Source organism: Gilvimarinus gilvus, from assembly GCF_030518155.1.
GTDB lineage: Bacteria > Pseudomonadota > Gammaproteobacteria > Pseudomonadales > Cellvibrionaceae > Gilvimarinus > Gilvimarinus gilvus.
The window spans coordinates 157,111-175,542 of record NZ_JAULRU010000418.1; the positions used below are offsets into that span (position 1 = coordinate 157,111).

General features: G+C 49.8%; 15 protein-coding genes. 3 read left to right on the top strand and 12 right to left on the bottom strand.

The annotated features are described in order from the left end of the window. Nucleotides 1-535 precede the first annotated feature (535 nt). From QWI17_RS07445 to QWI17_RS07465, 5 genes are all read right to left on the bottom strand, one after another. A complete protein-coding gene (locus QWI17_RS07445) occupies nt 536-1,258 on the bottom strand; it encodes a GntR family transcriptional regulator (protein WP_302721889.1) in 723 nt (240 codons plus the stop codon). Between the two features lie 271 nt (nt 1,259-1,529). Next, nucleotides 1,530-3,038, bottom strand: coding sequence for a sulfite reductase subunit alpha (locus QWI17_RS07450; protein ID WP_302721890.1), 1,509 nt, complete (start codon nt 3,036-3,038; stop codon nt 1,530-1,532). A gap of 5 nt (nt 3,039-3,043) precedes the next feature. Continuing rightward, the gene (locus QWI17_RS07455) at nt 3,044-3,865 is read right to left on the bottom strand and encodes a DUF4198 domain-containing protein (RefSeq protein ID WP_302721891.1); all 822 of its coding nucleotides are present in this window, start codon (nt 3,863-3,865) and stop codon (nt 3,044-3,046) included. A 46-nt stretch (nt 3,866-3,911) separates the two neighbouring features. After that, nucleotides 3,912-4,418 carry a DUF2271 domain-containing protein gene (locus QWI17_RS07460; RefSeq protein ID WP_302721892.1) on the bottom strand — a complete coding sequence of 169 codons (507 nt, stop codon included), beginning with the start codon at nt 4,416-4,418 and terminating at the stop codon, nt 3,912-3,914. 24 nt (nt 4,419-4,442) lie between these two features. Further along, on the bottom strand, nt 4,443-5,042 hold the full coding sequence (locus tag QWI17_RS07465) for a PepSY-associated TM helix domain-containing protein (protein ID WP_302721893.1): 600 nt from the start codon (nt 5,040-5,042) through the stop codon (nt 4,443-4,445). Nucleotides 5,043-5,280: 238 nt separating this feature from the next. Between QWI17_RS07465 and QWI17_RS07470 the strand changes: the two genes are divergently transcribed. From QWI17_RS07470 to pabB, 3 genes are all read left to right on the top strand, one after another. Further along, complete coding sequence (locus QWI17_RS07470) at nt 5,281-6,657, top strand: class II fumarate hydratase (RefSeq protein WP_302721894.1); 1,377 nt, start codon at nt 5,281-5,283, stop codon at nt 6,655-6,657. A 309-nt stretch (nt 6,658-6,966) separates the two neighbouring features. Then, nucleotides 6,967-10,092 (top strand): phosphorylase b kinase regulatory subunit alpha/beta, encoded by a 3,126-nt coding sequence (locus tag QWI17_RS07475; protein WP_302721895.1) that lies wholly within the window; start codon nt 6,967-6,969, stop codon nt 10,090-10,092. A 109-nt stretch (nt 10,093-10,201) separates the two neighbouring features. Continuing rightward, nucleotides 10,202-11,641 carry an aminodeoxychorismate synthase component I gene (gene pabB / locus QWI17_RS07480; RefSeq protein WP_302721896.1) on the top strand — a complete coding sequence of 480 codons (1,440 nt, stop codon included), beginning with the start codon at nt 10,202-10,204 and terminating at the stop codon, nt 11,639-11,641. A gap of 15 nt (nt 11,642-11,656) precedes the next feature. On the opposite strand, the gene QWI17_RS07485 is transcribed toward pabB, so the two are convergent. From QWI17_RS07485 to thrH, 7 genes are all read right to left on the bottom strand, one after another. Beyond that, complete coding sequence (locus QWI17_RS07485) at nt 11,657-12,562, bottom strand: aspartyl/asparaginyl beta-hydroxylase domain-containing protein (protein ID WP_302721897.1); 906 nt, start codon at nt 12,560-12,562, stop codon at nt 11,657-11,659. 69 nt (nt 12,563-12,631) lie between these two features. After that, on the bottom strand, nt 12,632-12,829 hold the full coding sequence (locus tag QWI17_RS07490) for a hypothetical protein (RefSeq protein ID WP_302721898.1): 198 nt from the start codon (nt 12,827-12,829) through the stop codon (nt 12,632-12,634). Beyond that, entirely contained in the window at nt 12,822-13,352 is a 531-nt protein-coding gene (locus QWI17_RS07495; RefSeq protein ID WP_302721899.1) for an adenine phosphoribosyltransferase, read from the bottom strand. Before QWI17_RS07495 ends, QWI17_RS07490 begins: the two co-directional genes overlap by 8 nt. Before the next feature lie 80 nt (nt 13,353-13,432). After that, nucleotides 13,433-13,639 carry a transcription antiterminator/RNA stability regulator CspE gene (gene cspE / locus QWI17_RS07500; RefSeq protein ID WP_302721900.1) on the bottom strand — a complete coding sequence of 69 codons (207 nt, stop codon included), beginning with the start codon at nt 13,637-13,639 and terminating at the stop codon, nt 13,433-13,435. Nucleotides 13,640-13,872: 233 nt separating this feature from the next. Next, nucleotides 13,873-14,712 carry a DMT family transporter gene (locus QWI17_RS07505; RefSeq protein ID WP_302721901.1) on the bottom strand — a complete coding sequence of 280 codons (840 nt, stop codon included), beginning with the start codon at nt 14,710-14,712 and terminating at the stop codon, nt 13,873-13,875. A gap of 426 nt (nt 14,713-15,138) precedes the next feature. Then, entirely contained in the window at nt 15,139-17,463 is a 2,325-nt protein-coding gene (locus tag QWI17_RS07510) for a TonB-dependent receptor (RefSeq protein WP_302721902.1), read from the bottom strand. Between the two features lie 298 nt (nt 17,464-17,761). Further along, entirely contained in the window at nt 17,762-18,379 is a 618-nt protein-coding gene (gene thrH / locus QWI17_RS07515; protein ID WP_302721903.1) for a bifunctional phosphoserine phosphatase/homoserine phosphotransferase ThrH, read from the bottom strand. Nucleotides 18,380-18,432: the final 53 nt, after the last annotated feature.

The following is an 18,432-nucleotide window of genomic DNA, read 5'->3' on the forward strand; positions in this document are numbered from 1 at the left end:
CATATACACTGTCAACATACTTGTATACTAGTGTAATTAATAATTGAAATTCCAATAGTTATGCACTAGGTTAGCTTCCGGTGAAGCCAATTTTTGGGCTGCACTCAACCCTGACGTCAAATGCCACAAAGTTTTACAAGGTAGGGACTGATGCCGGTTTTTCGACAGCCTGCTAGCTACTCACTATGATTTTGGACGACTGAACATGTTGGGAATTGACAAAAATTTATGTGTAAGTCTAATATGCTCCGAATTCAACAGGGCGACTCCACTTACCAAGTTTTTGTCGCAAATGGTCGCTTTAGCAATTGACGAATTAGCATATAAAACATACAAATAGTTTAAGCCTAGCGAGGCCAGAAACTGTCGGATACGTAGACCTAAAATCAGGCAATCTATTGCAGGAGGTATTGCCTCGAACTACCAGACAGAGGTTTTGAATCTACTTTTTCTAACCAATTATATCTAGCAGGAGCGATAAGGAAGGGATTATTTAGCATGAAGCTTAGCCCCGCTTTAAGCGGGGATTTTTTTGCTATTGAAAATACTCTGGGTGCTCAGCCGGTAAAGTATCCAACACTTTAAATACCTCTCGCAAATGTATGCTCATTGCACTGGCAGCCTTAGACACATCGCCAGACTTTAACGCACGAATTATGGCGCGATGTTGCGCAAGCACCCTCTTGTACTGTCCACTTTTATGCAAACTTAGATTGCGTACCCGATCCATGTGAGCTTTTTCTTCTTCAATCATGCCAGCTACTCTTTGATAGCTAGTGTAGCTTGCCAGCAATTGGTGAAACTTGTCGTCTAACGCTTGAAATAAAAGGGTGTCATCTTTATCTGCGGCACTTTTTTGCTCGGCGATAATGCTTTCGGCTTCTGTGATAACTTTGCGCTCAGGATTGTCTGCCAGGTAACTGACAACAGACACCTCGAGCGCTTCGCGAATAAAGCGCGCCTCTAAGATTTGTTCTAAGCTAAACCGCGAAACATAGGTTCCGCGCTGCGGCCGAACCTCAGTAAAACCAAGGTTGGACAGTTTAATGAGTGCTTCTCGCACTGGCGTGCGGCTGACACCAAACTTCTTGGCCAGGGCTGTTTCTGAAATAAGCTGACCTGGCTCAAGCTGCATACTGACAATTGCATCGCGAATAAAACCGTAAATTTGTCCACTCGCCGGCCTGCTATAGTCAATTTGTCTTCCGTATTGCGCTGCTTGCTCTAAGAATGGAACGGATTCCTGATCCTGACCCAATGCCACACCCCCTTTCACTATTGTTTTAGTTTCGTGCCGCCATTCTAAAGGAAATTGAGCTTTGCTACACGATTGTTGGCACTATTTACCAATTCGGTCGACACCATAAGCGTGAGACTCTCAGTTTCGCTGCAAACCATTAGCACTCATATATGAGACCGCTCAACAGTCTAATGTAGAATAGCTGCAACCATAAATGCGAAGCATTCGTACTGGCGGAGTGGGTGTACGTGATATCAAGTGGAACGATGCTGCGAATCGCTCAAGACATTTAATATACATCTCTTCGGTATCGACCTTCTGCCTGCATGCGCGCGACAGTTTTTAGACCCAGTATATCCTCTAAAACACTATGAACCCCCTCCCCCATTCCTAATCTGCTGCCACACACTAAAATACAGGCATCGCGTTGAAGCCAATGTTCCAATAGGTCTGCATTGGCTCGCATGCGATCTTGCACATACTCTGGGTGAGTCGGATCACGCGAAAACACACAGTCGAGCTGTTCGAGAACACCACAGGCGAGCCATTCAGTCAGCTCACCGGCAAAAGGTCTGTCGGCTTGCGGATCGCGCTCACCGTACAATAGCCAGCACGGCGCGCCGCCGCTGCAGGCTCGATGCTTTAGGTGGGCACGAAGACCAGCGATACCGGAACCGTTGCCAATAAGAATCAGCGGTTTGTCAGCGTCGGGCGAATGAAATTCAATATTTTGCTTTATACAGAACTCCAACTCATCTCCTAGCGAGGTGTGTTCTGTTAAAAAGCCAGAAGCGACCCCCAGTGTGCCATTGTCCGCAATATGCTGTCTGACAACAATTTCTAGTGATTTGTTGTTGCCAGCACTGGCAATACTGTACTGCCTCGGCGCTAGTTCGGGCAAATTATTCAACCATTTCAAGTTGTCAGTTTTATTATTAAGGGAGGGTAAACTGACCCTGTAGAGGTCCCTGGTGGCCGCAATTTCTGTGGCCGTTCGCTTGCCCCCTTGGGTATCGGTTAAAGACTCACCGCCAATCTCTAGTTGGGCTAAAATGGACTCGTACGAGCTGGCATTGTTCTTAGGAAATATTTCAATAATATCGCCAGCCTGGTAACTAACCGCCCCCTGATTAACCGAGAGTGACAGGAAATACATTGGCGCACCGGGGCTGCCAGGGTTTAGCAACCTTCTTTCGCAAATCGCAGCCCGCTGGCGTGTAGGGTGCACGAGTTGGTCGGCCGCTTTAAAGCTAAACACACCGTCACCTGCTTGCAATTGGCGCTGCCATTGGGTCAACACTTGCTGTTCGAGCCTGGGGTTCGCGGCATCCATTTCCAGGAGAGTGCATAGTGGTGTAGCACCACGCGCGTGGAGAGTGCCATACAAGCTTTTCGCAAAGGCACAAAACTCGGGGTAATGCGAATCGCCGAGCCCTAGAATGGCAAACTCGAGAGCCGACAGCGCATTGGGTTGCAGTTGTTGTACAACGCTCGAAAAAGCAGCGCCATTATCAGGCGGCTCTCCCTCACCGTATGTACTCGCTACAACGTAAAGTGTTCGAATACCACAAACATCTTCGGCGGACAGCTGATTCAGAGCGCACAAAGACGCCGCTCCGGTGAAAGCTTCAGCCGTTTTAGTGGCTAACAAATGCGCACGCCCACTTTGACTGGCGTACGCAACAACTATGTCGGAGGTGATTGTCGCGGCGCCGCGGCGCCTAAATAAGAACCAGCAAATCACACTATAAAAAAGCGCTAGCATTGCTGCCAGCGCCCATTTCTCGATTTCAATCATTATCGTTACAGCGGTAACACTTCCAGTGTCGCAATGTATTTGCCGCTGCGCGTGGTAGCTGGGGGCTTAGCTTTACTATCTTCATACTCGGCTTCTAGCCAGTACCGACCTGCGTGTGGCCAATCCACTTTTACTTTGCCATCAGCATTTGTCGCGAGCTCCAATGCTTGCTGTGAATCGCGGTAACGCATACCGTCAGGAATGATTACTACGCTTGCTCCAGCGACAGGAGCTCCATCCATAAAGAATTGCAATGTTACCGGCTCGCTGTCGACTAAATCATTAGGGTGGGTCGACAGCTTCATTTCGAGGCCCTGGTTGTTTAACGTCAAGACCGTATCCGTTGGGGCGCCGGCCGTTATAAACGCTTCAAGCTTTGTGGAGGAATACCCCACTTTGAGATTCTTTGCCTGCTTAGGTACTTTCTTTTCAAAGTCACCAGGCTTTGGTTTTTCTCCGCGCCCGGGCCAAAATTTACGATCGCCTTGCTCTGTTTCCCAGCTCGCCCGAAGACCACTGGTATTCATCAGTACTTTGTAGGTACCTTCTTGCTTGAGATTCAGATCAAAAGTAGTTCGATGTTTACCCTCTGCGACATTGTGCATTTCGCCACCAGTTCCATCGGGCCTTACCACCGATAGAAAATTGGCTCGCAGTGGGAAGTGATTAAAATAGAAGATGTCGTTTGACACGGCTGCATCTACGGTCACCCAAGGATCATCCCCCGATAAAATTGTTGCTGCGGGTAGAACCCAATAACGATGGGCCTCAGCGGCCATGGATGTCGATAGGGCCAACAATAACGCTGCGGTCTTTTTGAACTTCATGCGCAATTCCTTTTCGTTTGTGCTAATAGTCAAATGTCAAAATATTTTAGGGCTGGAGAGTGACAACAATGTCACCGAGCTCTGTTTCGCCCTGAACGGTTAAGGATTGAGCCTGTTGCACGGGCCAGTCAAACTCAACGCTTAGTAGCTCCCGCCCACCTACCTCGCGCGCGGCTTCAATATACAACTGATTTGGCCCTGGCTTAAGCTCGCCAGTGATATGGTTTAGATCAATGTTATAAGTGCCTGGCTTATGGGTAGCAGCGGTGACACCGTCGATGGGTACATCCAAGGATCGCCCGGTACGCCGCCACCAGAGACGCATATCTTTCAGCCATTTTTCTCCTTCTGCATTTTCGTCAATTTGATACCAAACAGTGCCGTTGGTAATCTCCCGACTTGCGCTATGCATAATCCATACAGCTACATAAGGATTGTGATACTCAGCGACATTCATTGAGGGTATTTCCAATGTTATTGATAACTCTGTTGCCTGAGCATTGACACACAATCCTGTCACGAGGGCGATAAATAAGCGTTTAACTGACACCATGAATACTCAACTTCCTTAACGAGACTAATGAACAAATAATATAATGATGATTAAGGGCAAAAATAGCCCCAAGGCGATTGCCGGCCATGTGGCCGGACGGTTTTTTTGCAGTCGTAGTAACAACCAAAGTCCTGTAATAGAAAAAATCACACAGGCAACTGCAAACACATCGATAAACCAACTCCAGGCAACACCGGTATTTCTTCCCTTGTGCAGGTCGTTAAGATATGCCACCGCACCACGAGTATTTTTTTCATACAGTACCGCTCCACTCACCAGATCGATGCTCAACCAAGCATCGCCACCCGGGCGCGGCATGGGTACGTATATTTCCTCCTCATACCACTCTGCCTGAACCCCCGGCGGAACATGAACATCGATGCTTCTTTTGAGCTGATGCCGAACGCTGACAGGCAATGGAGCCGAATCTCCGACCGGTGGCGTTAGGGACTTAAGCAACTCCAAATCCAATTGACCGTCACGACTGACTGTTGAGTTTTGTGCCGGTATTTGATGAGCGTGATTGAGAGTGACGCCGGTTATAGCAAATAGCAGGATGCCCACCAGGCAAACTGCTGAACTGACCCAATGCCACTGGCGTAAAGTACCGAAATGTAACCCCATAACCTTCTCAAGACTCGCAGTTGGCCGTACACCCCGTACGCGGAGACTTTCGCTTAGGTGGCCACATCATTTTGATAATGATTCTCATTATATGGATCGGAATGACCTTCTGCAACTTTAATTATTAACGTTTGATCACTATTCACAATGGCGCTGTCGGGGCCGCTTCTTAAGCAGGGTGCTAGAGTTATAGCAAGTAGATTGACGTACAGGGTTAAACCCTGCCAATGTGGAGCTTATGACTAAGACCAGAATCGAACGCGACAGCATGGGCGAGCTAGAGGTTGCCAGCGGTGCACTCTACGGCGCACAAACACAGCGGGCTATTAACAACTTCCCTATCAGTGGACAGACACTGCCCAGGCCATTTATTGAAGCCGTGCTGTTAATAAAAGCAGCATCGGCCAAAACCAATGCTGAACTCGGTGTTTTGGATGGCAAGCTAGGCGCACAGATCGCAAAGCATGCTCTGCAGCTAATTGAATCGGCTGACCTAATGCAGCACTTCCCGGTGGATGTATACCAGACCGGCTCGGGCACCAGCACGAATATGAATGCCAACGAGGTGCTCGCACATTTAGCGAGTCAGTCGCTTGCCCAAAAAGTCAGCCCTAACGACCATGTAAACTGCTCACAGAGCAGTAATGACGTTATTCCCACAGCCATACATATCAGCACGGCTTTGACTCTCGATAAACAGTTGATACCGGCGCTGCACCACCTGAAAGAGGCCTGTGAACGCAAAGCGCGGTCCGTTAGGCATATTGTTAAAACTGGCCGTACCCACCTTATGGACGCCATGCCCGTGCGCATGAGTCAGACTTTGAATGCCTGGGCAAGCCAAATCGACGCGCTAATAGTAGCGCTTGCCGCACAGCAAAGCGCCCTGCGCCAATTGGCCCAAGGAGGTACTGCCGTCGGCACCGGGGTGAACACCCCAGAGCATTTTTCCTCCCACTTTTGTAAGCATTTGAATACTCTTACGGGAGATAATTTCATACCCGGTGACAACTTATTCCGTTTGATTTCAACGCAAGACACTAGCGTAGCCGTTTCCGGCGCATTGAAAGCGATCGCGGTAAGCCTAACCAAGATCGCCAATGATTTGCGCTGGATGAACTCCGGCCCTTTGGCCGGCCTGGGTGAAATTGAGCTTGAGGCGTTACAGCCGGGCTCAAGTATCATGCCCGGCAAGGTAAATCCGGTTATTCCTGAAGCAGTTGTCATGGTGGCCGCCGATGTGATCGGTAAAGATACCGCCATAACGCTCGCCGCACAGTCCGGGAACTTTGAGCTCAACGTTTGTTTGCCCGTTATTGCGAATAATCTGCTGGTTAGTATACATATCTTAAGTACAAGTCTTACGCTTCTGGCTGATAAGGCCGTTGCAACCTTTAAAGTGCGCGAGGCCAATATTGCTGCGCCGTTGGCGCGCAACCCAATATTAGTGACGGCTCTCAACGAAGCCGTTGGTTATCTAAAAGCCGCGGAAATAGCCAAAGAGGCCTACCGATCTGGCCGACCAATATTGGATGTGGCACAAGAGCTAACGGATATTTCTCGCTCTGAGCTTGAAGTTTTGCTGGATCCCGCCACGCTCGCTGGTGATACCTAACAGGCTGCTGAAAAACCCCAAGCGTACTCAGGCTTTCAGGAAGGCTCGTAATCTATGAGCATGCACGGGGTTTTTCAACAGCCTGCTAGTGGGGCGGGCGTTTAACGTCTGCGCACCACAACAGGGCGAGCCGCTGTCTGCGAGGTAGCTTTTCAGGCTCAAAAATGTCATTCAGATTCAACATACTAGCGTTAACATAACAATATCTTACAGGCGGCACGACTGATGCTAGATTAAATCAGTAGCAATGCCTTCTTTTACATGGGCACGCACTCTCGACGGAGCTTGGTTGTCACTAGCGGTAAATATATGAAGCGATCCAAAGCAACACTGGAACAAGTTTATCAAGAGATCAAACAGGTAATCCTCAGTCGTCAGCACCCGGTGACGGGGCTGTTGCCAGCGAGTACCGCTGTGACGAGTCACGGTGACTATACCGATGCCTGGGTCCGCGATAACGTTTACTCCATTATTTCGGTGTGGGCACTGTGTCTGGCAATGAAACGCGACGGTCAAAAAAACCGTCACGACCTGCTGGAGCAGGCCACCATTAAGTTAATGCGCGGCCTGCTGCAAGCGATGATGCGCCAGGCCGATAAAGTTGAAACTTTTAAACACACACTCGCCCCAGAGGACTCACTTCACGCTAAATACGATACGGCCAGCGGCTTGACGGTTGTTGCAGATGACGCCTGGGGGCACCTGCAGATAGACGCCACCTCTATCTATTTGTTAATGCTGGCACAAATGTCCGCCTCTGGCTTGCGGATAGTTTGCACAGGTAGCGAGGTAGATTTTGTTCAAAACCTGGTTTATTACATTGCCAGCGCCTATCGTACGCCAGATTTTGGCATTTGGGAGCGCGGCAATAAAATCAACAATGGCCAAACGGAAATCAATGCAAGCTCGGTAGGAATGGCCAAAGCAGCATTGCAAGCCATGGATGGGCTCAACTTATTTGGCCCTGACGCGAATAAGCGTGCGGTCATACACGTTATACCCGATGCCGTTGCTCTGGCTCGCAACACCTTGGGAGCATTGTTACCGCGTGAGTCCTTGTCTAAGGAGGTGGATAGCGCCCTACTCTCTATCATTGGATTTCCCGCTTTTGCGGTAGGCCGAGCTGAGTTGCTTACCAAAACCCGCGATACGATACTGTCAAAGCTTGGCGGTAACTGGGGCTGTAAGCGATTTTTATGGGATGGCCATCAAACGGTTATTGAGGAAAGCACACGTTTGTACTACGAGCATTCGGAACTGGCCGGCTTCGAGCATATTGAGTCAGAATGGCCCCTCTTCTATTGTTACCTGTACGTTAATGCATTGTTTGACGGTCTGGATACAACGGCCAAGCACTACCGCAAGAAAATCGAATCACTGATGGTTCAACGCGGCGGCATAGGCTTAATACCTGAGCTTTACTACTTGCCGAAGGAATACATTGGCGTTGAAAAACGACAACCGCGCTCACAATCTCGCTTGCCCAACGAAAATATACCTTTGGTGTGGGCTCAAAGTTTGTTTTATACCGGCCGCTTATTGGATGAAGGCTATCTCAGTAATGAAGATCTTGACCCCCTTTATATACGCCGACGCTCAACTCGTTTCACTCAAGCGCAAATTGCATTGGTGGTGCTGGCAGAGAATGAACAGGTAAAGGCAACACTATCGCAAAATGGCGTTATTGCCGAATCGCTCGAAGATATAAAGCCAGTCGCTGCGCTTACCGCTCCTCACTTGGTTGATGCGTTTAGCCGGGTCGGCGCCAACGAGGCGCTGGGATTAACCGGTCGCCCTAAAAGACGGCTACAAAGTTTGGCAACATCTCACAGCTACAAGATAAACAATAGAACATGCCTTTGCTTGTCTTGGTTGCAGAGTGAAACCCGCGACTACAGACTGTATGATGCGGAGTTTTTTAGCGAGCTTCTGATCAGCGAGATCACTCACATTCGCAAACACTGGAATGTGCCTGAAGTGGCGGTATTTACACTGAAGATCGGTGATGAGCTGTGCGCTATTCCCGGCGCAGCTATTTTGTTTAAAACCTTAAAGGACTTACAGCTTCGCAATACCCACGAGCATGTTGGCAATGCTTCCGCCAGCCTCGCCGTGCGCGCTTCACGTACGACGGAGCTGATATTGCCAGATTTCTCTGTGCTTGCCCTCACGACACAGCATCACAAAATTTCCACCAGCCTTGAGATTGATACTGACGATTTACTACCACCGTTCAGCAGCCTAACCGAAGCGGTAATACGCGACGCACCGCCGTGCGATTTAGTGCACGAATTTAAAAGTTCACTTACCCAGGGTGAACTAGAACAATCTATTAATATAGATGGTTCATTGTCCGCAAAAGCATTACTGCAGGAAATTGCACGCTTTGCCCAACAAACCAATCGGTGGGCACTGTGCCGCTTGTGCTTTGCTTACCTCGATCAGGGGCACCTCGACCTTGCCGAAAGCATTACCCTGCTTGCCGCCCGCCATTTAAAGTTGGCAATTGGAGAGGATAAACGCTCAGAAATGCTGATCAGTTCTGGACTCAGCAACCAAGAGATACTCGATGGCCTGGAGCAAGTTTTTGTCGATCCTCTGGAGCAGTCGCTGGCGCAGGAGGTGATCGTTGCTATCGGCAGCTTATTGCGTACCGAGCCGTTTTTGTTTGAAGGCTTGCGCTCGATTCAGCTGCACAACTTTATGCTTCTGTGTTCACATTACAGCGACCAGGGGGAAGGCTTAACGCCGATAGAATGGCTGGCAAAGCAGCCCCCCAGCTACCTGTATAACAAGTTGCGAAATGTGTTTAGCTCCCAGCGCAAGATTTTCAATAAGGGAGTTGACCACATTTTCCACACGGGGCACGAGCAATCTAGCTTGTTAACCGGTAGTGATGCTGTAACGGCAAAAGCCGTCGATGCCGACTGGTTTGAGTGGCGCGCAGCACGCGGCTTTATCACCCGTTTTGACGACAACTTCCTGTCAGCGATTTGGCAAAGTTTAGCCAGTGCGCGCCTATTGGTTTTCGGCGACAGTGAAAGCGATGGCTTTATAATAGATTGCGAGTTGGTGCGCAGCTCGATGACATCGCAGGAAGAGAGTTTTGCGCAGTTACTGGACCAGGTTACCCAGCGTTTGCATCCGAGCTACTACAAAAGTGCAGTCGTCGAGGCCCTACTTGCGTTTACTCAGTTTAGCGAAATGCATGAGGATGTCTATTTTGCCGAACCGATAGAGTTTAGTCGAGTGCTTGAGAATGCGGCGAATCATTGGGAACGTATGTATCCCAGCGAACATCCCCAAGGTCGACGTGTCGACACATTACTGCAGCAAACGCCGCAGGACTTGCAGCGAGCGGTGATGCTTGCCCTGGAGGAGCTGGCCGGGATCGAGACACACACACCCGACCCCGATCAGTTACAGGTCAGTTAAGTGCAACACGGGCGACGCGATAGGCTTTTATCGCGCCAGCCCTTATACTCTTTGCCGCGCTAATGCGCGTCGTTGAAATACGCGTTGAAACTGCTGGTGGCCGGGTATAATGAGTTTTGCACCGTTTATAAAAGAAATTTCTTACTTCACAGATACCAGTCGATATTTCGAGATCATTCGACCACTGAAACACCCCATTTGGCTAGACAGCTGCCAGTCACCCGAGAGGGCTGGCTCACCAAGCGGCCGTTACGATATATTTTCCGCATGCCCGACGCACTATTTGCAAACGACTGGAGCCAACACCAAGGTACAGTCTTTTAAGCCGTTTGATGAGCTGATAACTGCCGACGCGCGGCCTGCGAGCGTGGAGAACTTTGCAGATGATCCGTTTGCGCTTGTCGAGCGCTATTTGCCAAACTCGCCACCTGCCATGTTGGCCGACAACGAATCGCTGCCTATGTGTGGCGGCGCTATTGGCTTTTTCGGTTACGACCTTGCCCACCGTTTAGAGCGGTTACCCCGGCTTGCAACCCGCGACAGCTCACTACCTGACATGGCCATTGGCATATACCCCTGGACCGTTATCGTCGACCATGCACGTCAAAAAGCCTATATCACGGCTAAAAGTAGTGAGTATGGAGAGGCGCCCTATCGCTATTTGAACCACCACCTTAACTTAAAGCAATTTCTAGAAAAGCCAAAAGAACCTTTTAAAATCAGTGTGTTCGAGTCATTTATTAAAGCCAATTCTTACTTCGAGAAATTCGATGCGATTCATAAGTACATATACGACGGCGATGTTTACCAAGTCAACTTTGCGCAGCGTTTTCAAGCGCAGTTTAGCGGTGACCCGCTTGTCGCCTATCTGCATTTGCGCCAGATCAACCCGGCTCCGTTCGCGGGGTATATACCCTTGTCCAGCGGTGCAATCATAAGCCTATCTCCCGAGCGCTTTATTGCGTGCGATGGCGACCGGGTAACGACGAGTCCGATAAAAGGCACTATCGCTCGCGGTGCCAGCGTGCCCGAGGACAAGAAGGCCGCCGATACCCTGGTAGCAAGCCGCAAAGACCAGGCAGAAAACCTGATGATTGTAGACTTGCTGCGCAATGATTTAAGCCAAACCTGCAATCAAGTCAGCGTTCCGCGCCTGTTTGAGCTGCAATCGTTTACCAATGTGCATCACCTGGTGAGCACGATTGAGGCCAGATTAAAACCAGGCCACACAGCCTTAAGTCTGTTGCGTGCCGCTTTTCCCGGTGGATCCATAACCGGAGCACCGAAAATACGCGCCATGGAAATCATAGAGTCTCTGGAATCTCATGGCAGAGGCCCCTACTGTGGCAGCCTTGGCTACATCAGCAGTTGCGGCAAAATGGATACCAGTATTACGATCAGGACGTTGGTCGCCGAAGGGCAGCGCATCACCTGCTGGGGTGGCGGCGGAATTGTAGCTGACTCAGACGCCCAGTCGGAGTACCAGGAGAGCATCACCAAAGTTGCGATACTCTTAAGGTCTCTGGAAAGCGAATTTGGCGAGGCTTAACGGGTAAATTAACGGTTAAATAAAAGCGGAACCAATCAGTAGCAAGAGGCCACCAATCACTATCCATTTTCCTGCATAGTAGGCTTTACGGTTTTTCTTCTTGATGCTTTTCAACACTTTTTGGTAAGCGAGCAAGCCCTTACCGAGCTTATTGCCAATTCCTGTATTGCTGGCGTCGACGTTATCGATCATAAACAGCCGGTTGAAAAATCGACCAAAATACCAATAGCCTTTTTGCACAAACCCCAATCGTAGCGGGCGATCAATGTCCGTCATAAGGATTACACGCGGCATTTCCGTGTCGTTATAGGCACTATGCAGGTAGGTTTCGTCAAAAATAATGCTGTCGCCATCGCGCCACGTATAACGAAAGTCGTCGATCTGCAGGCCACACTTCTCACTATTAGGTGTGCTTAGACCGAGGGAATAGCGCAAGGTATAGGCAAAGGGATCGTGGTGCTGGTTGAGCTTTTTACCGGGCATCAAAACCGCAAATAATGCCAAATTGAGGTATGGCACTTGATCCAGTAGCGCCATTGTTTTCGGCGCCAAATCATAGGCCGATGGAATACGATTGTCGTACAGCTTAAGGTAGAAGCTGGTCCAGCGGTTGTCTTTGTAGAAGCTACTGGCAGGAAGGTCTTCTTTGGCGGTAATCTTACCGCCCTCATAGAGCGCCAGCGCCTCATCACGGATAACCTCCCAGTTGTCCTCGATCACTCTGAGCTCGGGAAAGTGCTCTTTTGACACTCGCGGGGTCGTCTCAACCTTCGATAGACCGTAAGCAGGTAAGTTAAATGGCACCATGAATGTCGAAAAATCCGACAACTGGCGGCTCAGTGGGAATGTGACTCGATTGCGCGTGCGTACGAATACAATGCAAGCTACATAAATTATGATAACGCCCAAAATGAAGCCCATTGCCACCTACCCTCTGAATTCAATCGCGGGCCGTATGATACGCAATTGTAACGCTACGACCAAGGCCTATTACTTGAGCTCTTGGCGCTCGCGCTCATATTCCTCGTAAGATTGCGACGCTTGTTGGCGGCACCGCTCCTGGGCGGGTGGTGGCTCCTGTTGGCAGCGCCAGCGTTGGTCACTCTGAACATTGTCGTATATCGCCTTGTTTGTACAAGCACTTATCGCCATTGCGGCCGCCACTATCAACATCCAACGTTTATTCACTATCGTACTCCAGTAAGTAATCCACCCTAACACCGGCTTTTTGGAGTCTGGAAACGCCGCCAAGTTCCGGCAGTGCGACCACAAAGCACGCGTGGGTCACCTGAGCCCCCACCTGCTCAACCAGCTTTACAACGGCTAAGGCGGTGCCGCCAGTGGCAATCAAGTCATCGATGATGAGCACCCGGTCACCCTCTTGCAAAGAGTCACGGTGGATATGCAGCGTATCCTGACCGTACTCGAGCTTGTACTGTTGTTGCAAGGTGGCGCGGGGAAGCTTACCCGGCTTCCTCGCCAACACCAGGGGCACGCTGAGCTCTTGTGCCAAAGTGGCGCCAAATATAAACCCTCGCGCCTCTATTGCGACGATCTTGTTGCAATCGATATCAATACACTTGTGCCCTAGTTTTTCAACCGTAAGTCGCGATGCCTCCGGGCATTCCAGCAAGCTTGTGATATCTCTAAACTGAATTCCGGGTTTGGGGAAGTTGGCAATGGTCGTAATGGCATTTCTAATTTTTTCCATACACATATTGCACCGCCGACATTAAGACAAAAAAAAGGGTGAGCTCATCGCCCACCCTTTCTGAACTCAGCAATCTAAAATCACAGAGCTACTATGTTTTCGGCCTGAGGACCCTTTTGACCTTGAGTTATTGTAAACTCAACTTTTTGGCCTTCAGTCAGGGTGCGAAAGCCCGAACCTTGAATAGCGCTAAAGTGCGCAAAAACATCTGGGCCAGACTCTTGCTCAATAAAACCAAAACCTTTGGCTTCGTTAAACCATTTTACGGTACCGGTAACGGTAGACATAAGTTATTCCTCAATCATTCAATCGTGCTCTGCTCCAATCCGGAGCGGTTTTTGCTTAAAGTGTTGCTATTCCTTATGACTGATGGAACCAGAAACTTAGGTGATACCGCAGTTTTGGCAATGCACAAAATAGAACTAACTTTCAAGCACAATCGAGTATATACCGCTGTTTTACCAAGTCAACTGCCTCTCTGGGCATTTTTTTATGGTTTCAAAACATCCCATAGTGGCGATTAATGACGGCGCAAAGTGAGAGCGATTCCGCTTACCACCGTTACCATCGATAACAGCAACGCGACGGACAATGCCTCTTTGACAACGACCACTCCCCCCAAAGCCGCTATCACTGGCACACTCAATTGCACAACCGATGCCTGAGTAATCGTCAGCTTTGCTAACGCTTGATACCAAACAGCGTAACCTATAGCCGACGTTAAACCGCCTGACAATAGGGCGAACCCCCAGCCAATAAGTGTTGCGCCGTCCGCGTGGAAAACAAATGGTGTGATGCAGATAATTGCGAGCAGAGCCGCCCGTACAAAATTACCGCAGGTGCTGGCCAGCGGGTTAGCAACTCCTCGTCCCAGCAAGGTATAACCGGCCCACCCAACGCCCGATAAAACCATGACAATGGCGCCGAACAAATCGGGCCGGGAAGCTTGAGGCAGCAGCAGAATTGCCACACCGGCTAACGCTACAAGCATTCCGGCAATTTCGCGCAAGCCGGGCTTGGCCTCTGACATTGCACTGGCAGATAAACTTGCTAGCTGTACGGTCGCAAACAAAATCAAAGCGCCCTCCGCCGTGCCCACTTTGACGTAGGCGAGCGAAAAACAAAGCGCGTAAACAAAAAGGGCAATGGCGCTAGGCCAACTGCCAAGTTTGCTGCTTGCAACCTGTGAACGTCGCTGCACCAGCGCAAGTAAAAACACCAAAACAATGGCGCCACTAACGAGACGCACTAAGGTAAAAGTAAGCGGATCAATACTTCCGGAGCCCAACGCGTAGCGGCACAGAATAGAGTTGCCAGCAAAGGCTAACATTGCAAATATGGTTAGTAGTGCCGTCCTCACTTAACTTTCCCGCCCCGATACGCCATCTTAATGATTAATTTTGGTCACCCGTCTACACGGTTTGCATCAGGGGTGAGAGGCATAGCCTGAGGGTATTTCGTGGGCGTGTCCAGCGGTTATATAGCCAAGGAACTTTCTTAACGACTCCAATCAGCAGCTTAAAATTTGAAATTTAGTTTAGGCAACAATAGCCGATTAACACCTATTACTGCACAAGGCTTTCGAGCACCTACAAAAAAGCTAAAAAATTTGTATCAACAGTATAATCAACATGCACGCCAGTTAAATCCTTCGTTAACTGGCGTACATTTGGAGCCACACGACAGACTTAAAAAATACCCGCATCAGTGGATACGGGTAGTCGGATCAACTCGATGTTAATTGTTCATCACTGAGCAAGCTTTACGAAAGTTAGCAAAATTAGAACTACAACTTCCAACTGAACTTAAGGCCCATGGTGCGAGGACGCCCCCAAACCGCGTAGCCCCAATCGCTTCCTAACGTGTTTTGGTAGGTGAAATACTCCTCTTCCAAAACATTGTTAACAAAAGCGTCTACCGTGTAGCGACCATCCAGCGAGGTCCAGCTGACCTTAGCATTGGCAATTCCGTAGCTGTCGTGATGTGAGTAAGGGTCGTTTTCAACTTGCAGGAAGTGCTCATCTTGCCAGCTGTAATCGGCTTGCAACGCTAACTCTCCCGTATCCCCCATCGGTATGTAATACCGCAGAACCGTGTTGAAGCTCAGCTCTGGCGCTGATGGTAATTCATTGCCATCGTAATAATAGGTATCACCCGCTACTGGGCTAGATTGATCTGATTCCATTTCTGTAGACAAATACCCAGCGCCGGCAATCACCTCAAAATTTTCGGTGACCTGGGCCGTCAACTCGGCCTCCAGGCCGTGACCGGTGATATCACCAGCATTAAGGATTCGACCGCCATTTGCCAGCGTGTCGAACAGCTGCGCCTGAAAACCTTCCAGCTCATAAGCGAAGACCGCACCGTTAAAACGCATACGACCACCGGCAAACGTTGTTTTTAGCCCGACTTCAAAGTTTGTCATATCCTCGGAGCCGACCGGCTCGAACGCCTCTGGCACGCTGTTGTAACTTGCCGAGAAGCCGCCGCTTCGAAAGCCCGTTGCCAAGCTGGTATAAACCAGTGTGTCATTCGAAGGTTTCCAATCCAGACCAATACGCCCGGAAAAGTTGTCTTCAGATATGGAGTCGTCAACAAACGTCGGAGTGTCTGTTGTTGGTGAGTTGTAGTAGCTGCGATAGCGCTCGTAACTAAAATCTCGATTTTCATCGGTATAACGGGCGCCCAATACCAGCGTCATCGTGTCGGAAAAATGCCAGTCATACTGACCAAAGACACCCATTGACTGCGTATCCAGCAACACATCTTCGCGGTGTGCAAAAGCAAATTCATCAGCCGCTTCAAACTCCACTTCGGTTGGGTTTTGCGTGCTCATATCGCGCTCGTCGTCGTAAAGATACAAGCCGGCCACCCAGCTTGACTGATCGGTGTCCTGACTTAAGCGAAACTCTTGAGTCAGCTGATCAGAGTCTGATGTGTATTGCTCATCGAAAAAAACGTCGAAAGCCGGGCCGCTGCCAACCCCGTCCCCGTCATCTTGCAGGTATTTATCCAGTGTCTCCATTGCGGTAATGGAGGTGAGTATCATATCGTTGGCGAACGTCCAGTTGAAGGTTGCGGAAACGCCGAATGTGTCAATGCGCGTGTCTAGCCCACCACTGACACTGGATGAAACATCTTCCGGGTTAAAGTCGCCACCCGCTTGCTCAATACCGGTCGTCAAAAATGTAGCGCTGGTACACTCACCGCGATGAATGCGTGCAATCGAGCAGGTCGCGCCCCCGGGGGTTTCCTGGTAGCCCATGTGGGCAAAACCGACGCTGGCCTGGTCTGCTTCGCTGCCGTGCACATCCAACAGCAGCTCACCGTCCGAACCGACATCAATTGCTAATTTAGCCCGATAGCCGAGCGAGTCGGTTTCATTTAGTTTTTGATCGAGGTTGACGTCATAGCCGTAATCGTTAACCGGGTCGGCATTATTGTTCTGCCAACCATCCGCCTGGTTAACTTTAACCGCCAGCCGGCCACGAACGCTGTCGCTGAATGGTCCGCTAACCATACCCTCGAAAATACGTTCTGAATAGCTGCCAATTTGCAAGCTGGTGGAGGCTTCAAACTCATCGGTTGGGTCGCGGGAAATGTAATTCACCAAGCCACCGGTCGCGTTTCGGCCATAGAGTGTCCCCTGGGGACCTCGCAATACTTCCACTCGCTCCAGATCAAACAATTGAATAGCAGAACCGGCCGGGTTGCCGCGATAGACGTCATCCACGTACATCGCCACCGGCGCCTCCCAGGAGTCTGAATAGTTCACCAAGCTTATGCCGCGCAAACTAATCGAGGGGCTTGAGGCCTCGCCAAAAATGGCAAAGAAGTTCATGTTGGGAACTTGCTGAGTGATGTCCAATCCCTCTTCGAAGCCCATTTTCTCCATGGCTTCGCCGGAAAAGGCGCTCACAGTCACTGATGTATCTTGAATACTTTGTTCGCGCTTTTGAGCGGTGACTAGCACCTCTTCAATGACGGATTGACTTGCCCAGGTTGGCGCCGCGGAGCAAGCCAAGATCACCGGCGACACCCCCGCAATCACCCCTAGGGTACGGCGCAGCGAAAAACGCGCGCTTGTGCGTTTACTCTTTTTTTGCAGCATTTCAGACTCCTTTCGAGTTGTGGCTGGCCTTCTCATGACTATCTCCAAGCCTGAGAAAGCTTATTTGGGATGCCAGAGAACCTGACACCCGCTTTGTTGATTAAGCGCCAAACCGACGCGCATTCAAGGCTATCACTTTGAACTCTATGCAATCTAGAGCGTCGAAGCAATTTGGCGCAATTCGCCTTAAATTACTGAATTTTATATGATTATTAACCAATATGGCGCATACAAAAAAGGGCTGTCGCACTGTTAATGTGCGGCAGCCCTTTCGGTACTCACGAATATTGTGCGTAGGTTACAACGTCAGCTCGCGGTTGCTCGCTTTAAGAAAGGCGTGTTTAAGTTCTTCATAGGTATGAGCGGCAGGAAATTGCGGGAACTCATCGATCACATTTTGCGGAGCATGGAATAAAATGCCTGCGTCGGCCTCCCCCAGCATCGTCGTGTCATTATAGGAATCCCCGGCCGCAATAATACGGTAGTACAGGGTTTTCAATGCCAGGACAGACTGACGCTTAGGGTCTTTCTGACGTAAGTGATAGTTTATAACCCGCCCTTTTTCGTCAGTTTCAAGGCGATGGCAAAACAGGGTAGGAAACCCTAATTGTTTCATCAGAGGCTGAGAGAACTCGTAGAATGTATCGGAAAGAATAATCACCTGAAAGCGTTCGCGCAGCCAGTCGATAAATTCGACAGCGCCATCGAGCGGCTCCAGTGTGGCAATCACTTCCTGAATTTCGTTTAGGCCAAGATTATTTTCTTCCAGTATTCGCAAGCGCTGACGCATCAGTACATCGTAATCTGGAATATCACGCGTGGTTGCTTTCAATTCTTCAATGCCAGTTTTTTCGGCAAATTTTATCCAAATCTCCGGTACCAGAACCCCTTCCAGGTCCAAACATGCCAGCTCCACGTCAGCCTCCAAAATTATATATAGGTGGGAAAAGACGGGAATCTTACCTGACC